Raw genomic sequence first — 20,670 nt, forward strand, 5'->3', positions numbered from 1 at the left:
CCTCTCTCTCGTCAGTAGCGGTAGCGCCACAGCAGCTCGAGCAAAGAGCTGCCGCGGTCGCCGAAGGTGGTAGCTAGGGACCAGCGCCGACTGAGTCGGAAATCCAAAGTGAACTGCGTTCGGTCCGGAGCCTTGCCGGGGGCGGGCTCGCCGATGTTGTAGCCAACCTTGGCGGTGACTCGACGCGTGACCTGCACCGCGAGCTCCGGTCGTGGCTGTTGGCTGTCGCTGGTATCGATGCGGGCGGTCACGTCCACGTCGGTCAGCCGCCGGAAGGCGGCGTTGAGACCCTTGGTGGCGATGCCGCCGCCCACGCTGGCGGCCGTGGCTGCCTTGCCACCATCGCTGCTGCTGCCCGCGCCGATCATTCCGTCCGTGCTCCCGAACAACAGCAGGGCGAGGATCTGACTCTCTCCCAACGCCGGGTCGGAGCGCAGGTGCAGATTGCCGGACTTCACGGGGCCCGAGAATTCGGCAAAGACCACCACGCCGTCTGGGGACTCCCAGCGTGCGGTGGCGACCACCGTGGGGTTCGAGACGTCACCGTCGAAGGTCACCGTCCCGTTGACGATCTCGAACAGCTTGCCTGAGACGTCGATGCGCCCCTGTGTAAGGTGGATGGTGCCGCGGGCCGCGGCCGCCTTGGCGACGTCGAGCGTGACGGCGCCGTCGAGCTTCACTCGCGCCGTCGTGTCCTGGCGCAGCCAAACGTCGTTGCCTAACGTGACCTTCACGCGCAGCGTCGTCGGATCGGGGTTCTCCTCTTCCAGCGGCTGTAGCGGCAGCACCGTGAGCGTACCGTCGTCGTGCCGGACCCCCACCCGCACGTGCTCCGCCGGCTCCAACGACTGCACCGAGCGGGGCGTCAGGGACGGCATCTCCAGATGGAAGGAGGCGACGTCCACCTTCAAGTCGAGATCCCGAGAACCCGTGGTGCGTCCGTCCACGTGCACGCGCCCCCACATGTTGCCGAGGGAAACGCCCTGAAGCGTGAGGGGTATCTTCTCGCCCTCGTCGATCTTCGCGTTCGCGGAGAACGCGACCAGCTCGAAGCCTCGGAGGCGCGCCGATGCAGCCGCCCGCACGCGGCCCACGAGGCCTCGGGCGGAGACGTCGTCCAGGTACAGCGTCCCATCTTTCCGTGCCCGGAGCTTGCCGTGGATGGCGTGCAGCTCCTGGCCAATGGCCGGCACCTGGACCACGCCGTGGGACAGCTCCGCGCTGCCCGAGAGCGTTCGTTCGCCAGGGCCGATACGGGCAGACAGGTCCGCGTCGATGCGGCCGTCGAGCTTGGCGACGGAGCCGCTGACCAGCGGCAGGAAGGTTCCTGCACGAAAGCTCTTGGCCTTGACTTGGGCGGAGAGCACGCGCTCGTCGTCCAGCTTGGGCAAAAGCTCCTTTTGCCAACGGATGCCCGCGTCCAGGGTCGCGTTCAGGTTTCCTCCAGGATGTGCCAAGTGCGCTTCTGCGTGCAGATCGCCATCGCCGGCCTTCATGGAAATCTCCGCCGAGCTCAGCTTCACGCGGGCCACGTGCAGCTGCCGCAGCTGCAAGCGCCCTTCGACCCGAGGGTCCGTTCCCAGCCCAGAGGCCACGATCGTCCCGCTCAGTCGACCCCGAAACTCGCGCGCGCTCAGGATCGGGATGCGATCGAGGGCATAGTTCCTCGCCGTCAGGCGCACGTCCCCGCGAAGCTCGGGCGAACGTCCGGCGAGCAGCGCGCTCCAGGATGCGCTGTAGTCACCCGTGAGGCTCATCTCACCGTCGCCGTGCGACAACGAAACGCCCGCGTTGCCGCGACCGTCGGCGTAAGAGAGCGACGCGCGGAGCGTCGCCGGGGAGACGCGGCGGTTGGCCTTGGAGTGCAGGCCTTCTCCCTGCAGGCGCACGCTCAGCGAAGGATCGCGCAGAGTGCCCCGGAGCTTACCGTGGCCGCTCACCTTGCCGAGCAGACTTGGAGGTCGAAAGCGCGCGGGCCACGTCGACAGCTCGCGCCGAGGAAGCTCCACGTCCGCCTCGTAGCGGACCTCGGCCAGGCGCCGTGCCGCCTCATTGGGGTGCCTGAGGAGTGCGGGGAGCGGCACGTCGCCTCCGAGCTGCAACCGCAGCAACGGGCCATGCTCGTCGAGCACCTTGCCGGACAGCCGAGAGTGCTCCGGGGTGAGCTCCCCTCGGAGGTCGAGGTCGAGGCCATGGAACGCGAGCGGCTGGCGTCGGAGCGCTTCTTGTCGCGTCTCGATCTCGCCACCCTGGACTCGCTCGGTGACTTCCAGATTGAGCGTGCGAAGCTCGAAGCGAACACGAGGGTTCGACTCGCCGAGCTTCGCGCGCAGGTCGACGAACGCTCGGCCATCGATATCGTAGCCGATCGGGTCGGGCAACAGCCGCGCTGCCTCCGAGAGGTCGACGCTGCTGGAGACCAGCAGCTCGCCGCGCAGCTCCGCGAGCCTCAGGGCGCCGTGCTTCGGCAAAGTGAGCTTGGACGTGACCACGCTCACTCGCGCGATGTCCCCAACGGTGATCGTCGCGGAGCCGTCCACGCGATCGTCGGTCACCGCGGCGTCCAGGTTGACGTTCGCGTCGTGCACGCCGAATGCGTCCACGCCGGTCGCGGATACCTTCACGGTGCCGTTCACCAGACCATCGTCGTCGCGAAGCTTGGCGTGGAAGGTCGCGCGTCCGCTCCCGAGTTGCTGGATGCCGAGCAAGCTACCCAGACGATCCAACCGAACGTCTTCCCCACGAACTTCGAAGTCGAAGCCCCGTGGCGCGAAGACGCCATCCGCGGAGAGCTCTCCGATCCCGCTGATGCGCACGCCCTTGGCGCGGACGCCCCCCGCGGCGGGCGTCAGCGTCCCCGCGTCGATGCGAGCACGGACGCCGTCGCCCCCCAGGATGGTGCTCACGTCCGAAACCACCACGCGGGGCGCCAGGCGCAGAGTGAAGGTGGCGTCGGTCTCGGGCAGCGTTCCGCCTTGGGTCTCGACGGAAACGCGCAGGCGACCTCGATCGCCGCGGACGCGCGCGTGCACTCGACGCGCGCGGCGACCCTGGAACGCGACGTCGTGGGCCGTGAACTGCGCGCTGGCGTGGAGCGCGTCGAGGGCGCCTTCGACGTGGCCGCTACCCGACGCCGACGCCGCGGACGCCCCAGCAAACGCGATCCCCGCCCCGCTAGCTTCGAGATCCGCGGACAGCTTCGGCGGCCCACTCTTCGGGAGCGTGACGCTGCCGCTGGCTTCGCCACTCACCCGTCCCTGCGCCGTCTTCCGCAACCGTGACAGATCCGTCACGCTGCCGCTGGCATCGAAGTCGACCCGATGGGCGCCAGTCTCTCCCGCAGCGGGGACGAAGCTCGCGTCCACGTCGAGTCGCACGCCGCGCTCGTTGGCGCGCACTTCGCCACTCACGCGCCGGCCGTTGTAGTGCGCCAGCACGCCGAGGGGCGGCACGCGCGTGCCGTCCACCATGACGGACTTGGTCGTGACCCGCGCGGAGACGCTTGGCTCACCGTTCTGCTGCTGCCGCGCCGTTACGGTGCCGGCGGCGGACACCGGAGCGTCAGGAGCATCCGGGCTGAAAGCCCGGGGGTTCACCTGGCTCGCGTCGAAGCTAACGGTACCCTCGGGTGAGGAGCTCACGCGTCCCGACACCCGCGCACGCACCTGGCCGTCGCCGATGCGGGCGAGCAAGGCCCCCTCGAGATTGGGCAGCGTGCCGCTCACGCGCGCGTCCATGCCCACGCTCTGGTACAGCGGCGCGCCCAGCGCGCGACGGAGCTTGCTTGCCCGCGTGGGTGGCACGTGGACGGTGGCGCGTACACTGCCGGCGGCGTAGCTGCCTTGGGCGTCCACGTTCACGTCCCCCATTGCTCCCTGAAACAGCGCCGTGGCGTCGATGCGAGCGCTCCGCGGATCCAGCGCAAAGGTCCCCCGCACGTGCCCAGCGGGATCGAGATCTCGGAGCAAGCCTCGAGTGGCGATCCCCGCTTGGTCGACGGACGCCCGCAATCGCTCGGGCTCGTAGTGAAATGAGCCCGAGAGTCCGCTGACGCGCCCATCGAACTTCGGCGCTGATGATAGAGCCAGCGACACACGCGTGGATTCGATTCGGACCGCGTCGATGCGAACCGTGACGCTACGGCCCGTGCCACCCCCGCTGGCGCTGCGGGGCTCGAAGGCGCGTGCGATGCCGATGCGTCCGTCGGTGTCCGACACCGTGAACTCGGCCTCGGCGACGCTGGCCGTGGGCAAGTGCACGCGGATGGGACCGCTGCTGCGCCAGCTGGAAGCGAGCGCCCAGAGGTCCACCTCCGCGCTGGCGCCATGCACTTCGAGCACTTCGTGTCCGTCGGGGTCGTGCACCGTCACGCTCGCGCCTGCGATCTCGCCGCGAAGTAGCGACGTGGAGCTCAGCTCTTCGATGCGCACGCTGCCGCGGAACGTGCTCGAGAGCAGCGCGTTCACCTTGCTCAGGGCAATGCGCCGCGCCGGCGGGGTGTCGAGGTGCAACAGCAGGCCGAAAACGCTGGCCAGTAGGAACACCAGTACGAGGCCGATGGCGGCGAGCGCTCGACGCATCAGAACGCCTCCCCGATGGCGATATGCACCGCGATGGGAGCACCGAACAGGGTGGGCGGGACGCCCTCGCCGCTGTCGTCCCCCAGAGTCTGCAGCCCGGGAACGCGATACCCGAGGTCGAGGCGCACCGGACCTACCGGCGTGCCGTAGCGCGCGCCCACGCCGCACGACAAATGCGGTCGATCGAAGCGGAACGTCAGCTCGGTGGGCGCCACGTCGCTGCTGTCGCAGAAGACGGCGCCGGAGAGCGGATCGCTGATGTCGTAGCGGAGCCCGATGGACGCCTCCCAGCGGGTGAGACCACCGAGGGGCAGGGCGCAGCGCGCGCTGTCGTAGTCCGGCGATTGGGGATCGCAGCTAGTGGTCAGCTGCTGCGCCGCCAGATCCGGGCGAAAGAACGGAATCACGCCATGGGGCCCGACTCCGTGAAGGCCATAGCCGCGGTTCGAGCTGGGTCCTCCGGAGAACAGTGCGCGGAAAAAAGCGATTTGAACGTCGCGCGCCCAGGCATCACGACTCACGCCCGGTGGTGGGCGTCGATTCTTGGCGTTGGACTCGATGCTGTCGCCGTAGTTGCGCGGGAACACGAAGCCCGTCGCAGCGCGCATCGCCAACGTCAGATCGCGACCCAGCGGAACGTAGAAGCGCGCCTCGGGCTCGAGCTTCACGTCCTGGGCGTCGCCGCCGAAGGGCCCGCCGGCCACTTGCACTTCTCCGGCGAGGAACACGCCTTGGTGCGGCTCCACGTCGTCGTCACGAAAGTCCAGAGTACCGAACAGGCTGCCGTAGGAGATGAACAGCGGATCGAGGGCGCTATCCAGCTGCCCGGCGTAGGCGAACGGCGTGTTGTATTCGACGTTGTAGCTGGGCCGCGCGTAGAAGCGCCAGAACTTGCGGTCGACGCCGACGGTGCCCTTCGCCTCGCGGTAGCCCAAGATGGGCGCCTTGGAATCCACCTCCGTGGAGAGCAGCACCGGGTAGATGTTGTACTCGCCGCGGACGAAGCCGTTGGTGCGCCCCTCGATGAACCCGGGTTGTCGGAGCTCGCTGTGGAGTTTGGCTTCCGGAAGGTAGTGCGTGGGCGGCTGCAGCGATGGAAAGCGCGTGGGGTAGAACACCAGCCCGGGGCGCAGCTCGACGCTGAAATGGCGCAGACCGCCGAACAGGTTCTTGTGCTCCCAGCCGGCGATCAGATGCACGTCGGCGCGGGTGACGTCCAGCTGGGCGCCCACGCCGAGCTTCACGGCGTGCAGAGTGCTCGGCTGCACCTGCACGTGCAGCGGCACCACACGCTCCGGATTCGGACCCTCGCCCAGCTTGGATTGGATCTCGACGGAGCTGAACACGCCGAGATCCAGCGCCGCTTGTTGCGCATCCTCTATCTCGGCCGTGGAGTAGCGGTCGCCCGGGGTCAGCAACAGGGCATTCCGGAGCTTGCTCTCCGGCAAGTCTTCGAGGCCGGAGACGCTGATCTGGCCGTAGTGGGCCACCGGCCCCGGCTCCACGTCGAAACGAACGAAGGCACGGTCGCTCGGCAGGTCGACCTGCGCCGTGCGCTTCACTTTCGCCCAGGCGTAGCCGTTATCCGTCAGGGCGCGCCGCAGCGCGTCCTCGGCTTCCGAGAAGCTGTCCTCCTCGAAGCGTGCGCCCTTCTCGAGCCGTAGATCCACCGCTTCCCGGGCCAACGTCGCCGTGTCGTCGTCCACGCCGTCGAGACCTTGGATCGCGATCTTCGCGATCGACGTGGGCGGACCTTCCAGCACCTGCACCTCGACGCGGACGTGGTGCGGATCCACGTAGTAGACGCGCCCCGCCCGGGCGCGCGCCTTGTAGAAGCCACGCGCGCGGTAGTAGCGCTCCACGCGCGCCAGATCGCGTTGCAGCACGTAGAGGTCGAATACCTCGTAGTCGAACACCACTCCGCGGAAGAGCCCGAGGAACTTCGGGCTAGAGCGCGTGGCCATCTTCTCCTCGATGTCTCCGCCCGACACCGTGTCGTTTCCCTCGACGTCCACGGCGTCGATGGCCGCGCGCCCGTGTGGCAACTTGGCACACGCAAGCATCATCAGCGCCCCACAGCACACGATGATTTCCGGTATTCGTCGGCAAAAGCTCCACACTCGGGGCGTGGATGTGCAAGGGCCGGACCGCGCGTCGTGCATGCGCTTTGCATGTTCGCTCCGCGTGCTGAACCGTGTGCTTGCGCTGGCCGTGACGCTCGCGCTCTCGTCGTGTGGTGGCGCTTTGCCCCAGCCCAACGCAAAAGCGCCTCCCGACGAGAGCTTCGAGGTCGTGCCCTATCCGCCACCATCCGCGCTGGTGGAGATCGTTCCGCCAGCGCCGCGCTCGGATGCCGTGTGGGTCAACGGCTACTGGTCTTGGGGCGGACGTTTCTACGTGTGGGAGCGCGGCGGCTGGGTGCTACCGCCCGTCGGAACCTACGTCTGCCCCTGGTCTGCACGCTACGAGGACGACGGGACTCTGCTGTACGCGAAGACCACGTGGCACGCGGCCAACGGTCGCGTCATCGACGCACCGCCCTTCTTGCTTCCGGCGGCAACGCCGCCAACGGAAGAAACGCCGGAGCCCGCGACGGTTCCCTGAGTGGCGAGGCACAGCGACCCGCTGGGCGATCTGCCCCAGGGTGTTCACCACTTTTCCCCGGTTTCGCTCCGGCACGGCCATTGCTCGAGAGCTTCGCCGAACGCTTTCAGGGAGAAACACATGAGCAAAGAAATCGACGTAGTTGGTGGATTCAAAACGACACAGGGCGCAACCAACGCCGCCGATCGCCTGGTCGCCGAAGGATTCGATCGTGACGCCATCAGCATCGTGCTCGCTGAACAGGCACGCCAGGAGTTCGTCACCGTGAAGGACGGCAACAAGGGGCTCGAAGGTGCCGCTGCCGGCGGTGCCGCCGGTGGTGTTGCCGGAGCCGTGTTCGCAGGTCTGGCAGCCGCGGCCACGGTCATCGTGCCGGGTCTCGGTCTGGCGGTGGCCGGTCCTCTCGTCGCTGCCTTCGCGGGCGGCGGTGCCGGCGCCACGGCGGGCGGCATCATTGGTGGCCTCGTGGGGCTCGGCATGCGCGAGCACGAGGCCAAGCTGTACGAGAAGACGCTGAAGGAGGGCGGCGTGCTGGTTGCCGTTCGCGTTTCCTCCACGGAGCGCGCCAAGCGCGCGCAGGAGGTGTTGTCGGAAGTTGGCGCCCTCAGGACCGAGATGGAATCGGGCCACGCCATCCACGCCTGAGATCCGTTTGATTTTGTCGGTGCGGCGCGAGCCCCGTCCCGGACGGGCGTCGCGCCGCACCAACATCAATCGGAAAGGCAGCCCTCAGCGCCCCAGCATGTAGCTGTGCGCTAGGTACGCCGTCAGCAAGTTGGATAGCGCGTGGAACACCATGCCGGCACCGATGCCGCGCGTGCGCACGCGCAGCCAACCGAAGACCAACGCGGGAAAGAACACCGCCAGGCGATTGGGGTGCACCTCGGTGGCGATGTGACCGAGGGCGAACAGCGCGCTGGCGATCAAGATGCCCGGCCCGAGCTCGGCACCGAGCACGCGCACCCGACCGCGAAAGGCATCGTCGAAGGACGTCTGCAGGTAGCCGCGATAGAACGCTTCTTCCGGAAGCGCGATGACGAGCAGCTGACCGAGCACGTCTTGTGAGAACGACGGCGGCGGTGCGGGGTGAAACGCCTGATGCGGATGCCACCAGTACAGCCAGCCGAGCCAGAACGGCGGAAAGACGATGAGCGCCATGCCCGCGCCCCAGGCGAGCGCGCGGGCGCCGTCGGTCAACAGGCGCCGCAACGACAATGGCTCGGGCTCCAGCAAGCCGCCGAGGGCGAGGCCGTAGTGGGCGGGTGGATCGGGAGCGCGTTGGCGCAGCGCGACGGCGTAGGTCACGGCGAGGAACGCGAGCCCCACGCCGGTGGCGGCATACGCATCCGGCAGTCCATAGGAAAGCGCGGTCACGAGCGCCGTGGTCAGCGTCGCCACGAGCAGCGGAACTTTCCAGCTGCGGCGCGCGTCACTCACGCGAGGCCCTCCCCTCGGTGAACATACTGGCAGGTATGTGAACGAATTCGCTGCGGTGGCTCCCCGTCGGTAGCGTCCTGGGATAAGGTCCGGACCGCTCAATTCGGGGGTGCGTGGGGCAAACGAATGGCCCGCACCTCACGAGCGATCTCGGAGGAACTATGGTCGACGCGCAACTCGACATTGGCGACGGGAACTTCAAAAAAGGCCGCTTCAACCCGTTCGTGATTCTCATCGGCTTCGTCGCCGTCGTGGGGCTCGCCGTCTTCTTGTTCATCGGCCTGAAGCAGGACGCCGAGAAGCTTACGGTAGAGCAAGCCGAGGAGCAGAAGAAAGCGCTCTTCGTTCTACCCAAAGACGAGCAGATCCCGAAGTGGCGGGAGTGGGCAAAGACGGATCGGAGCGACGAGCTCCGCGCCGAAGCGCTGAAGCAGCTGGCGTGGGCCAAGGACCCCGAGGGCGTGGACCTGGCCATCGCTGCGCTGAAGAGCGAGTCGGAGCCCGTGCAGGCCATGGCGGCCACGGCCCTCGCGGAATACGGCAAGCCCCTCGCGGACAAGGCGCGGGGGCCGCTGCTGGAGGCGCTCAAGAAGGCGGGCCCGGGTTGCAAACCGCAAATGGCGTGGGCGCTGGTGGTGCTGGGCGAGGCGCAGGCCTTCGATCAGATCATGGAGCTGTATCGCGCCGGACACCTGTCCAAGGTGCAACGCCTGGGGGGTGGCGTCGCGTTCGACCCGGAAAAGATCGTCAATCTGGTGAGCTTGGACAAGCTCGCCACCCTCGCCGACGACAAGAGCCCGGCGGTGCGGCAGCTGGTGGCCACGGTGCTGAGCCGCAACGCCGAGCCCAAGTGGACCGACGCGCTGATCAAGCTGGTTCAGGACAACGACGGCGAGATCGCGCGGCAAGCCGCGCCCGGCCTGGGCAAGATCGGGGACGAGCGCGCTCGCGAGCCGCTGCTCAAGGCGCTCAAGGGCGCCGACAAGGACAGCCGGGTCAAGTACCTGGAGGCGCTGCGCGACGGTATCGGCACTCAGGGTCTGGTGCTCGCCCTCGATAGCGTGAGCGACGAGGTCGAAAAGGGCTGGTTCCAGACCAAGCAGATCTTCGACATGATCCACCTGCTGGCGGATCCGCGTGGCGGGGACTCCCTCGAGAAGTACATCGAGACCAAGCCCCACATCCACTGGCAGACGGAAGCTGCCATCGCCATGGCGGAGGTGGGAGACGTACGGGCGGCGCCGACCCTGGCTAAGCGCCTGCGCATGGACCCGCTCAAGATCTACAGCGACCAATACGACCACGAGCAGCTCCTCAAGCGCGACGACAACGAACGCGTGGTGAGCGCCCGCATGCTCGCGGATCTGGCGATCCTTCATCCCGACAAGCGCGACAAGCTCCGCGAGGACGCCGAGGACGCGGTCATCTTCTGGATCCACGAGCTGCCCTCGCCCCATGCCAACGGCCTGCGCGCCCTGGCCGCGATGGGCTCCGAGAAGGACATCGACGCCCTGCGAAAGTGGGCGAATCCGGACGCGCCGTTGCCCAAGGAGGGGCAGCAGCCGCCGTTCCCGGAGGAATGGGTCATCGCCCAGAGCGCCATGCGCTACGTGGGCTGGCTGAAGGACGAGCCGTCCTGGAAGGTGCTGGACAAGTCCCTCACGCGTCGTCCCGCAGATCTGGACGTGACCATGGACGGCCTGATGCAGGGCGGCGTCGCGATCTTGGGCATGGCCCTGCGCGCCATCGGCGTGGGCGCGGCCCACGGCTTCTCCGAGTGGGGTGACGAGAAGGCCTTCAAGCCCCTGCTCGAGTACGTGGAAGAGCCGAAGAACAACGAGCAGAGCCGGATGGAAGCCTGCGGCGCGATGGCGTGGGTCGCCAACAACGACGACATGCTCACCGTCGCCAAGAAGATCCAAGAGTATGACAAGGCCGACAAGGCCGACTCGTTCCGTCGTGCCTGCCTGCTGGAGACGCTCATCACGCGGCCCATTCCGGGAACTTCCGCGGCCATGATGGAGCTGCTCAAGCCCGAGGCGGCCATCGCCACGCGGCACCAGGCGGCGCGCGCCATCGGCAAGGCGGGTTTCGACAAGGAGACCGAAAACAAGCTGTTCGAGCTGATGGGGACCGAGACCCTGATGAACGACGCAGCGCTCGCTCTGATCTTGGGTGGAACCCCGGATGTCGCGGCGCGAGCCGTGGCCATGTACGCCGACAAGCACAAGACAGCTCTCGAGGAGCTCGGTGACCTCTGGTACCGGAGCTTCGGCTACTGGTCCAACGAGGACCTGGAGAAGGGGCGCATCTTCCGCTGGGTGGACAACGCCGTCGCCATCTCCCACGTGGAGATCAAGCAGACACCGCAGGAGTGGGCGCCGGTGCTGCTGATGAAGCAGTTCGACAACCTGCAGTTCGACAACGGCCCGCACTCCTTCACGCGCGTCGTGCTGCGCTACCGTTTGTGGCAGATGGCACAGGACGAGAGCAAGCCGGAGCTCATGACCGGGGCCATTCGCAGCCTCAAGTTCATGAAGGAGCAGGGCGTGCTCTTGGCGCTGCGGGATGGCAAGGGCAAGAGCGGCGAGCTGGCCAAGCAGGCCTACTTCGAGCTCATGAACCCCAAGGTCATCACCGGCGTGAAGGTTCCCGAGGAAGACAAGAAGTGAAGTCGCGGTCGGCGTGGGCTCCGGCACTTTGGGTCGGAGCCGGCGTCGCGGTCATCCTGTCGAGCTGCGCCGGTGGGCATCCCAATGGATCCGAGGGCGGCCTGCGGGTGCTGCGCCTCAGGGCGACCCCCGGCGCTGTGATTCAGGAGGCGTGTACGCCCTCCGGCCCGGAGCAGTGCTTCAACGCACGCGACGACAACTGCAACGGCATCATCGACGAAGGCTGCGGGGTGAACACTGGCTTGGTGCAGTTCGCGGCGGCCTGGGACGAGCCCAACGCGGACGTGGACCTGCAGGTCACGGATCCGGCTGGAGAGCTCGTGGAGGTGGGACGCGCTACTCAGAGCGGTCTGGTGAAGGATCGAGACTGCCCGGGCAAGCGCAAGGAATGCCATGGTCAGAACATGGAGAACGTGTATTTGGAGGACGGGGATCCGCCTCGCGGCAGCTATCGACTGCGCCTCCGGCTGGAGAGCCTCGGCGGTGAGAACCCTCCCATCCACGTGACCGTGGGGGCCCGCGTGGGGCCGAAGACCTACTCCCTCGAGCTCACCCTCGATCGCGTCGGCGCCGAGCGCGAGGTCGTGCTCGAGCTCTGACAATTCCGAAGCGCCAGGGGGATTTCTCCTTTTGAGCTTCGAGGCTCCGGCGTTATCCTAGAAAGTTGGGTGTCCAGAGTCCAACTTGGTCGTGTGACGGGGGCCGTCGACGTGCCGCGCGGCCCCGACGTGAAGCATCGCGTGCGGGTGCTGGCGGAATGGCTGGACGAAGGTGCGGAAATCGAGCTGGAGCTGCCCCGCAACCTCAAATGCGCGGCGTGCGACGGCGGCGGGTGTGATCGCTGCGAGCGTTCCGGGGCCATCAGCATTCGAGGGCGGAAAGAGCTCGGGGAGCTGGTGCGGATCACCCTTCCCGCTCGCGGTGCGGACATGGAGCAGACGGCAAGCGGCCGCGCCATCGTGGTTCGCATCCCCGAGCGCGGGGGTATGGCCGATGATCCTCGGCTGCCCCGCGGTCTGCTCCTGCTTCAGGTCGTCCCCGCAGACCAGGCAGACCCGGGCGTGGTGCGGGTGGAGACGCGCATCGAGCCGGCGGCGGTGCAGAAGCTGCCCAGCGAGCATCCACCGACGATCCAGGCCCCGGCGCGCCGGTCGCGCCTCCTGCTGTGGCTGACCATCGCCGTCATCTTGTGGATATCGTTCCTCATTTGGCTGCGCCTCAGCGGTCGCGGTTGAATCCCTGGCGCTGTTTTCGGACCCTGGTACATGACTGACGTCGCGTGACCTTTGGCCCAACGTTCGGCCTTGGTTGACGCGCAGCAGCATGAGCCCCTAAAGGTTCTGAAGAAGCCATGAATCCCGTAGCAATGGCCGTCGTCATCCTGAGCCTCGTCGGCGTGTTCCTGTGGAGCGCGCACAACCGCTGGGGCTTGCTCAAGGTCGGTGATCACACCCACGAGAGTCGCTTCGATCAAGTCGGCGAGCGGCTGGGCCGGGTTTGGACCTTCGCCTTCTTCCAGAAGAAGATGCGCTACTACCTGGCCGCGGGGCTGGCCCATAACCTGATCTTCTTCGGGTTTTTGGTGCTGCTCTTGCGCTCCCTGATCCTGTGGGGGCGCGGCTTCGATCCGAGCTTCAGCTTCTGGGTGCTCGGGCCGGAACAGCCCCTCGGTCAAGTCTACGACTTCCTCAAGGACATCTTTGCGGTGTTCGTGCTCGTGGGCGTGAGCGTGTTCGTCTACTTCCGCGTGATCAACCCGCAGAAGCGGATGGCCCTCGGCTGGGAAGGCCTGCTCATCCTCGGGATCATCGCGGTGATGATGCTGGCGGACATCTTCTACGACGGTGCCGCGATGAACCTGAGCCATGGCTACGCCACTGCATGTGGCAGTGGTGCGCCGGACGAGTGGTGCCAGCGCGCCCAGACGATCATCGCGCCCTACGGCGGCGTGGCGGCGCACGCGAGCTTTGCGCCGTATCCGTCCCCGGCCGGGTCCCTGGCCGCCACTCTGGTGGCCGGAGCCAGCGTTCCGACCCTGGTCGTGATCGCCCACGTGGGGTTCTGGACGCACGCCACCCTGGTGCTCGTGTTCCTGAACATCCTGCCGTACTCGAAGCACTTCCACATCATCACCGCCATTCCCAACGTCTTCACCAGCGACATCTCTCCCCGGGGCCGGCTGCGGCCGATGGCGAAGGACACGGAACAGCTGATGGGCTTCGTGGAGAAGGCCATGGAGCGCGAGGACATGCTGGCCGCGCGCATCGGCTACGCCCGTATCGAGCACTTCACCTGGAAGGACGTGCTCGATTTCTACACCTGCACCGAGTGCGGGCGTTGCTCGGACAACTGTCCGGCCTACACCACCGGCAAGATCCTCAGCCCCAAGCACCTCACGTTGGATCTGCGCGATCACCTCTACGCGCGCCAAGAAGAGTTCCTCGAGATGGGAGACGTTCCCCGCGTCAAGCTCGAGCTACCCCCGGCGGACGGCGAAGAAGCCGCCGAGGAGGAACCCAAAGAGGAAGAAGCAAAGGCCGAGGGCGAAGAGAGCAGCACAGAGGAGAAGGAGCCGGCGTACAAGCCGGTGGATCTGGTGCCCAACGTCATCCACGAAGACGTGCTGTGGGCCTGCACCACCTGCCGCGCCTGCGAAGAGCAGTGCCCGGTGATGATCACCTACGTCGACAAGATCGTGCAGATGCGTCGGAACCTCGTGATCATCAAGGGCGAGTTCCCGGCGGAGCTGCAGAAGCCCTTCGAGGGCATGGAGGTCAACGGCAACCCCTGGAACCTGTCGCGCATGGATCGGGCGACCTGGACCGAGGGGTTGGACGTGAAAACCTTCGCGGAAAAGCCCGACGCCGAGGTGCTCTACTGGGTCGGTTGTGCCGCCAGCTACGACGACCGCGCCAAGAAGATCGCCCGCGCCACCGCTCAGCTCCTGAGCCAGGCCGGCGTGGATTTCGCCATCTTGGGTGAAGAAGAGACCTGCACCGGGGACTCGGCGCGCCGCGCCGGCAACGAGTACCTGTTCACCATGCTGGCGGAGACCAACATCGCCACCATCAAGGGCTACCAAGAGCAGGGCGGCGCCAAGACCATCCTCACCACCTGCCCGCACTGCTTCAACACGCTGGCCAACGAGTATCCGGATCTCGGAGGCAAGTTCGAGGTCGTGCACCACGCGGACTATCTGCTCGAGCTGGTCGCCAAGAAGAAGCTCGATCCCAAGAAGAGCGTGAAGGCCAAGGTCGTCTATCACGACTCCTGCTACCTCGGTCGCTACAACGACATCTACGATTCACCGCGGGAGATCTTGAAAGCGATTCCGGGCGTGCAGCTCTTCGAGCCGGAGTACTGGACCAAGAACAAGGGTCTGTGCTGCGGCGCCGGCGGCGCGCAGATGTGGATGGAAGAGCAGAACAAGGACCGCGTGAACGTCAAGCGCACCAAGCAGCTGATCGAGACGGGGGCGGAGACCATCGCCAGCGCGTGTCCGTTCTGCATGACCATGCTGACGGACGGCATCAAGGATCAGTCCAAGGAAGACGACGTGAAGAACATGGACGTCGTCGAGCTCCTGGCCATCGCGTGTGGCATCGACGAAAAGGCCAAGGCCGCGCCGGAGCCAGAAGAGAGCGAAGCCGAGACCGAGAAGGAAGAGGCGGAAACCACCGCTTGAATGCCGATCTTTGTTGGTCCGGCGCGAACCCCGTCGGTTCCGCGCCGGACCGGCAAGAATGCCCGAAGCAAAAGTCGCATTCCGGCCATTTCCCCGCCGCGCGTCCTTCTGCGTGCTCGCAGGTCCGCGCGAGGTATACTCGCCGCCAGATGGCGACTCCCCGCGTGCACCCGAACGACTTCGTGCTTGCCGACTGCGAGCCGGAACCGGTGAGTGAGCGCGCGCTGGTGGACACCTTCGCGTGTGACGCCTGCGGTGAGCAGTTTCACGGCCCGCCGGCGGGGTCGGGCCTGTTGCTGTGGACCCGCGGAGAAGAGCTGCGTCTGGAAGAGCCCCCACTGTGCGAGGAGTGCGCGCTGAAGATCACCATCGGCGCGCTCATCAAGTGGGAGAGCGAAGAAGAAGAAGAGGGCTGAGCCCTTCACTGCAGAACGGCGTCGGCCTGATCCACCACGGCCAACGGTGGGCGGCGCTCCAGGAGCTCGAGCGCAGTGGCGCGCAGCACGTTGCTCACGTCGGTGCCGCGGAGCACTTCGACCAGCTCGGTGCGCTTGCACACGGACAGCATCGGGATGGCAATGGCCGGCGGCGAGCCGGGGTTGAGCAGGATGCTCAGGCGCACGCGGCTACGGGTCAACCAGCGAGGGTACTGCACGACCTCGCGCAGCACTTCCAAGCGAGCGGGGCGGCGGGTTACCAAGCGCAGCACGTCGGCTTCAGTCAGCTTCGGGTTCTGCAGCAGTTGGCGAATCACCAACGGGTGCGGGTCGCTGAGCAGGCGGTCGAAGGCGCGACGATTCGGGCGGCGCGCCAGGCTGCGGCGTTCGCCCAAGGTCAGCTCCCGCCCCACCCCGTAGTCCGGCACCGGCAGCTCCGTGGCCGGTCGCTCCACCACCACCGGCGCGGGGCCCGCGCGGACCAAGCGATCGAGCGACAGCAGGCGGCGGCCCGCGGCTTCCTCCCGCAGCGCCTGCACCAGGGCGTCGTCGCCCCGCTGCGCCAAGAGCATGACCACAGAGAGCAGCGCTTCTCGCGCTTCCGGATCGCTGCGTTCGCTCTCTTCGCACAACCCGTGGAGCAGGGTGGCGGCTTCCGACACGGACCACAGCTCGAGCTGCTCCTCGAGCCAGCCGATGCGAAGAGCGGGCTCCGAGAGGGCGAGCAGGAGCCGCTTGAGGCGAGCGACGGTGACCACGCGCCTTCGAGGGTAGCGCAGGGCACCGGCACGCGGAAGGTCGGGGCAAGACGGAAGAGGACTGGGGACGGGGCGTTCCTGGCGCTAAGCTCCCGACCGTGAACGACGCGACGCCGCTCCTGTCTCGCCTCGCGGCTGCTTGGCGCAAGCCCGTGGGCGTCTCGTCGCGTCAGGCGCTGAGCGCGCTATTCATGTGCGCGCTGTTCGCTGGAGCGCACCTCGCGCGCATCGGCACCCCGCTGGCCCGCATCACCACGGGCAGCCTGCTGCTGGGGTCCATCGCGCTCTTCTTCGTGCGCTGGTGGAAAGAGCGGCGGGACTGGTTCGATCCGCGGCGCACCCTGGAGCGCACGCTGCTGCCCGCCGACAAGAAGCTCGGCGAGCGCGCGCTGCGAGCCCTGAGCCTGGTGCAGCGGACCCATCGGGAAGACGGCGCCGGCTCCAAGGAGCTGGCCCAGGTCCACTTCGAGCGCCTGTTGGCGCGGGCGTCGGTGGATGCCGTGGCGGAGGCCGCGGATCGGCGCGCGACCACGTTCCGTCGCATCTCGCTGGCGCTGGTGCTGGCGGCGTTCGCGGCGCTGGCGGTGGGGCCGCCGCGGGTGCTGGAGGGGATCGACGTGCTCTTGGCGCGGGGCGGCCGCGCGCCGGTGCCCATGCCCTGGCTCGACGCGCTGAGGGTCACGGCCCAGCCGCCTTCGTACCTGCGGCAGTCGGACCGGCACTTGTTTCCGAGCATTCCAGCGCGGCTTCCGGCGGGGACGCTGCTCTCCATCCACGGCGTGCCGCTTCGCGACGGGCGGCAGCTGGTGCTCACCGACGGCGACGGCGAAGTGCCCTTCGTGAGCGACGGTCGCGGCGGCGTGGTGGCGCGCTGGACGGTGGAGCGCGACGCGGAGCTGGTGGTCGCTGCCCGCTTCGGCAAGGTGCTGATCGAGGAACCGGACAAGGTCACGGTGGAGAACCAGCCGGACGAGCTGCCCGTCGTCACGTTGGAGGGGGCCCCCAAGACCCTGAAGTTGGCGGACGTCTCGCGGGTGGAGCTTCGCTACGAGGCCCTCGACGATCACGGGCTGAGGCAGGTGGACCTGGTGCTGCGCTCCGGAGGGCGGGAAGAGCGCCGCACGCTGGCCAAGCTCGACGGCAACAAGACCAGCGAGCGTGGTGGTCACGCGCTGACGCCGCGGGATCCGTTCCTGCGCCGCATGTTCCTTCCCGTGGTGGTGACCGTTGAAGCGCGCGATGACGATCCCGTGGGCGGCCCCAAGTGGGGCGTGAGCGAAGCCATCACCTTGATTCCGCCGGCCGTGGGGGAGCCGGAAGCCAATCGCTACGCTGCCCTGCTCGGCGCCCGCAATCTGACCACGGACTTCCTCGCGTGGCAGATGCTGGAGAAGGGCGAGCTAGCGGCCAAGGACCGCAGCAAGGAAGAACGGCGCCGAGCCGAGCGCGTCGCGGATGCGATGCAGAACGCCGTGGACGACGTGTACGGTGGGCTCACGGTGCCCGACGGCCTGCGCGCGTTTTTGCTGGGACAGATGCGCATCCTCACCCGTGCGCCGCGGCCGGGGGAATCGGTGCAGCGCAAGACGGAGGAGGTCGTGCTGGGGGTGGACGTCGCGCTCTCCACCGTGGCGACCCACGATGCGCAGAGCGTGGCCAAACGCTTGGGTGACGTCGCCGAGGAAGCGGCGGCGGGCGCGGAGCAGGCGCGGGAGAGCGAGAAGCGAAAGCTCGGGCTCACGCGGCTGGATTCGGCCATCGCGGCCCTCGACGAGGGCGCCGAGCGTCTGGGAACGCTGGGGGCGTTGGGTCGCGACCTGGGCAGTGTGACGCTGGCGGATCTCGGTCGCGTCAAACGCGCCCGCAAGTCGGAAGATCTGTTTCACGCCGAGCTCGCCGCACGGCATCTGGCGGCCCGGCTCCGGCGGCCGACGCCTTCCTTCGGCAGTGCTCAGCGCGGCGGCGTGGAGTCCGGAACGCCGGGGCAGAACGGCGCTCACGGCGGTTCGCCCTCGCAGGCGTCGGAGCGCTTCGATCAGCTGGCCAGCGAGCTGGAGCAGCTGGTGCAAGAGCACGCGAGCGAGATCGACCAGGTGGAGCAGGCGCTCGGCGAGGCGGAGCAGGGCGTGGATCTCGACAGCCTGAAGGACGAAGCGCGGGAGCGTGCGGATGCCATTCGCCGCTCTCTCGGCGGCTTGCCGCAGACGGGTGCGGACCCCGGTTCCGGTCGTGCGGCGGCGGCGCTCGGGAAGGAGCACGCGGGCTCGATGGCGCAGTCCCTGGAACGGCTGTCGCTTTCCGATGCGGTGCAGAGCGGCAAGGACGCCCTGAGCGCCCTGGAAGACGCCGAGCGCAAGGCAAAGTCGCCGCGCAGTCCTTCGGACTGGGTCGACGAAGAGGATCTCTCCCGCAGCCGCGAGGAAGTGAAGCGTCAGCTCGGCTGGGCCCAGGAGCAGCTCGACAAGCTCAAGCGCCAGGCCGAAGCGAAGGCCAAGGCTCAGCTGGAGAAGTCCGGGGAGCGCGAACAAGGCCATTCGCGCCGCGCGGGTAACCTGGCGGCCCGGGGCAAGAACGGCGAGACGGCGCTGCCCCAAGACGCTCTCGAGGCGCTGGAGCGCGCCGAGGGCTTGATGCGGCAAGCGGCGCGAGCGTTGAGCGAAGGCAAGGGGGAGAAGGGTCTGTCGCTGCAGCGCGAGGCGCAGCGCCAACTGGAGCGCTCGAACAACGGCAAGACGACGGACACCGAGAGCGATCGACCGGAACCGAGCTCCGGCAAGGAGAGCGGCAACGGGGGCATCCGCACCGGCGGGGACGTGCCCAAGAAGGACGACGGCAAGCGGGCGGAGGAGTTCCGCCGCCGCGTGCTGCGTGGCCTGGGCAAAGCCAAAGACGGGCGTTTGGCGCCCGCCGTTCGACGCTACGCGGAGGGGCTCTTGGAATGACCCGAGCGCTTCGCATCGTGTTGGCTTCCGTATTCGTGGTCAGCGGCGCCCTCGCCGTGCCCGGTGGGCGAGCGCAGAGCATTGCCGACGCCATCACCGAGCTCGACGTCATTCACGCCAAGGAGCTCTTGGACAAGACCGACTCGGACTCACCGACGCTGTCCTTCGAGCGTGCGCGCTTGGCCATCTACGTGGGGGACTGCGATACCGCGGCGGCGATCTTGTCTTCTCCCTCTTTGGCCAACACACCGGAGGGTGCCGGCCTGGCGGAGCTGGCAAAGAGCTGCGCCGGGGCCACGGCCGCATCCGTGGTGGTGGAGGACGAGAAGCACGGCGTTTGGGTGCGGCTGCAGGACGAGCGAGATCGCGTGCTGGTGCCGATCATCGTGGACGTCGCATCGAAGGCGCGCGCCCGCATCGGGGCGGATTTGGGCAGTACACTCCCGCGTCCGCTCCGCATCGATCTGGTGCGCGACCTGTTCTCGCTCTCCGCCGTATCTGGCCTGCCGCTGCAGGCGGCGGAGACCACGGGCACCGTCGCGGTGGCCCGCTGGGGTCGCGTCACGATGATCTCTCCGCGCGCCACGGCCTTGGGCTTCCCTTGGGAGGACACGTTGGCGCACGAGATCACGCACCTCACTTTGTCGCGAGCCACGCGGGACCGCGCTCCGCTGTGGCTGCAGGAGGGCATCGCCAAGCGGGAAGAGACTCGCTGGCGTCCGGCGGAGCCCTTCGACGCAACACCTTCGCCGGACGAGACGGCGCGGCAAGCGCTGCTCACGGGGCGTTCCGTCGGTATCGACAAGCTGGGCCCGAGCATCGCGATGCTGCCGACCCCGGAGGCCGCGTCCATCGCCTTCGCCGAGGTCACTAGCTTCATGGAGTACTGGATCCACGAGAATGGCACCGCGGCCCTGGCGCTGTTGCTGGCGGATCTGAAGGGCCTGTCCACGCCCGATCCCAGCGCGGCCATGCGCAGCGTCACTGGCTACGATCTCTCGTTCTGGATCCTCCGCTGGCGCAAGTACCTGCGAGAGCTGCCCGAGCCCAAGCACGAAAAGACCCTGGGTCCCCACGGCAGCAGCTCGGAGATGGGGGAGGTGGCCCGCCGGCTGCGCCTCGGAGACCTGCTCTTCAACCGGGGCTACCCCAAGGCCGCGGCGGAACAGCTGGCGGCGGGGGTAGCGGCAGTGCCGGACGAGGCCATCCTCCGGTTCCGCGCGGCTCGAGCCTTGGCGGCCAGCGGGGACGAGGACCAGGCCCGCGAGACCCTGGGCACGCTGAAGGACATCCGAGCCGTCCACGGCGGCTGGTTCGCGCTCCACGGACGCTGGCAGCGTCCGGCCGACCCAAAGGCCGCCGAACGGTCCTTCGGCCTGGCCGTGGCGGTAGACCCCCTGAGCGAGACGGTGGCCTGTGAAGGGGTCTGGACCCCCCGGGTTCCGCCCGGGGCCAAGCCGGGGCCGGTGCCCCCACTGCCCCACAACGCGGCGCGGCGCGGGCTGTGTGAGGACGCACGAAAAAGCCCGCAGAATTGACCGTTTCCGGCCGACCG

Annotated in this window: 13 protein-coding genes; 9 read left to right on the plus strand and 4 right to left on the minus strand. The window is 67.7% G+C overall.

Features of this window, described 5'->3' with window-relative positions:
- Nucleotides 1-11: 11 nt before the first annotated feature.
- A complete protein-coding gene (locus H6717_32100; protein MCB9581718.1) occupies nucleotides 12-4,580 on the minus strand; it encodes a translocation/assembly module TamB domain-containing protein in 4,569 nt (1,522 codons plus the stop codon).
- Entirely contained in the window at nucleotides 4,580-6,646 is a 2,067-nt protein-coding gene (locus H6717_32105; protein MCB9581719.1) for a BamA/TamA family outer membrane protein, read from the minus strand. The genes H6717_32100 and H6717_32105 overlap by 1 nt, the downstream gene beginning before the upstream one ends.
- A 118-nt stretch (nucleotides 6,647-6,764) precedes the next feature.
- Between H6717_32105 and H6717_32110 the strand changes: the two genes are divergently transcribed.
- On the plus strand, nucleotides 6,765-7,184 hold the full coding sequence (locus tag H6717_32110; GenBank protein MCB9581720.1) for a YXWGXW repeat-containing protein: 420 nt from the start codon (nucleotides 6,765-6,767) through the stop codon (nucleotides 7,182-7,184).
- A gap of 120 nt (nucleotides 7,185-7,304) precedes the next feature.
- The gene (locus H6717_32115; protein ID MCB9581721.1) at nucleotides 7,305-7,829 is read left to right on the plus strand and encodes a hypothetical protein; all 525 of its coding nucleotides are present in this window, start codon (nucleotides 7,305-7,307) and stop codon (nucleotides 7,827-7,829) included.
- 84 nt (nucleotides 7,830-7,913) lie between these two features.
- On the opposite strand, the gene H6717_32120 is transcribed toward H6717_32115, so the two are convergent.
- On the minus strand, nucleotides 7,914-8,342 hold the full coding sequence (locus tag H6717_32120; protein MCB9581722.1) for a CPBP family intramembrane metalloprotease: 429 nt from the start codon (nucleotides 8,340-8,342) through the stop codon (nucleotides 7,914-7,916).
- A gap of 440 nt (nucleotides 8,343-8,782) precedes the next feature.
- Between H6717_32120 and H6717_32125 the strand changes: the two genes are divergently transcribed.
- The 5 genes from H6717_32125 to H6717_32145 all read left to right on the plus strand — a co-directional run bounded on the left by H6717_32125 (nucleotide 8,783) and on the right by H6717_32145 (nucleotide 15,394).
- Nucleotides 8,783-11,293 (plus strand): HEAT repeat domain-containing protein, encoded by a 2,511-nt coding sequence (locus tag H6717_32125; protein ID MCB9581723.1) that lies wholly within the window; start codon nucleotides 8,783-8,785, stop codon nucleotides 11,291-11,293.
- A complete protein-coding gene (locus H6717_32130) occupies nucleotides 11,290-11,892 on the plus strand; it encodes a hypothetical protein (GenBank protein ID MCB9581724.1) in 603 nt (200 codons plus the stop codon). The genes H6717_32125 and H6717_32130 overlap by 4 nt, the downstream gene beginning before the upstream one ends.
- 69 nt (nucleotides 11,893-11,961) lie before the next feature.
- Entirely contained in the window at nucleotides 11,962-12,528 is a 567-nt protein-coding gene (locus H6717_32135; protein ID MCB9581725.1) for a hypothetical protein, read from the plus strand.
- Between the two features lie 116 nt (nucleotides 12,529-12,644).
- Nucleotides 12,645-14,978 (plus strand): (Fe-S)-binding protein, encoded by a 2,334-nt coding sequence (locus H6717_32140; protein ID MCB9581726.1) that lies wholly within the window; start codon nucleotides 12,645-12,647, stop codon nucleotides 14,976-14,978.
- Between the two features lie 149 nt (nucleotides 14,979-15,127).
- Complete coding sequence (locus H6717_32145; protein ID MCB9581727.1) at nucleotides 15,128-15,394, plus strand: hypothetical protein; 267 nt, start codon at nucleotides 15,128-15,130, stop codon at nucleotides 15,392-15,394.
- Nucleotides 15,395-15,399: 5 nt separating this feature from the next.
- On the opposite strand, the gene H6717_32150 is transcribed toward H6717_32145, so the two are convergent.
- Nucleotides 15,400-16,173, minus strand: a complete 774-nt coding sequence (locus H6717_32150; GenBank protein ID MCB9581728.1) for a hypothetical protein — start codon at nucleotides 16,171-16,173, stop codon at nucleotides 15,400-15,402.
- Between the two features lie 98 nt (nucleotides 16,174-16,271).
- Here H6717_32150 and H6717_32155 point away from each other — a divergent pair, with 98 nt between their 5' ends.
- Nucleotides 16,272-19,115, plus strand: coding sequence for a DUF4175 family protein (locus H6717_32155; protein ID MCB9581729.1), 2,844 nt, complete (start codon nucleotides 16,272-16,274; stop codon nucleotides 19,113-19,115).
- Nucleotides 19,112-20,653: a hypothetical protein gene (locus H6717_32160; GenBank protein ID MCB9581730.1), complete on the plus strand. Its 1,542-nt coding sequence runs from the start codon at nucleotides 19,112-19,114 to the stop codon at nucleotides 20,651-20,653. Before H6717_32155 ends, H6717_32160 begins: the two co-directional genes overlap by 4 nt.
- The last annotated feature ends 17 nt before the right edge of the window (nucleotides 20,654-20,670 follow it).

The sequence above is a fragment of the Polyangiaceae bacterium genome (assembly GCA_020633235.1).
In the GTDB taxonomy this organism is placed as follows: Bacteria; Myxococcota_A; Polyangia; order Polyangiales; family Polyangiaceae; genus JACKEA01.

Excerpts from the sequence above, each read along its gene's own strand:
- H6717_32100 (MCB9581718.1), bottom strand. The coding sequence starts at position 4,580 with ATGCGTCGAGCGCTCGCCGCCATCGGCCTCGTACTGGTGTTCCTACTG.
- H6717_32105 (MCB9581719.1), bottom strand. The coding sequence starts at position 6,646 with ATGATGCTTGCGTGTGCCAAGTTGCCACACGGGCGCGCGGCCATCGAC.
- H6717_32115 (MCB9581721.1), top strand. The coding sequence starts at position 7,305 with ATGAGCAAAGAAATCGACGTAGTTGGTGGATTCAAAACGACACAGGGC.
- H6717_32120 (MCB9581722.1), bottom strand. The coding sequence starts at position 8,342 with ATGGCGCTCATCGTCTTTCCGCCGTTCTGGCTCGGCTGGCTGTACTGG.
- H6717_32125 (MCB9581723.1), top strand. The coding sequence starts at position 8,783 with ATGGTCGACGCGCAACTCGACATTGGCGACGGGAACTTCAAAAAAGGC.
- H6717_32140 (MCB9581726.1), top strand. The coding sequence starts at position 12,645 with ATGAATCCCGTAGCAATGGCCGTCGTCATCCTGAGCCTCGTCGGCGTG.
- H6717_32145 (MCB9581727.1), top strand. The coding sequence starts at position 15,128 with ATGGCGACTCCCCGCGTGCACCCGAACGACTTCGTGCTTGCCGACTGC.
- H6717_32160 (MCB9581730.1), top strand. The coding sequence starts at position 19,112 with ATGACCCGAGCGCTTCGCATCGTGTTGGCTTCCGTATTCGTGGTCAGC.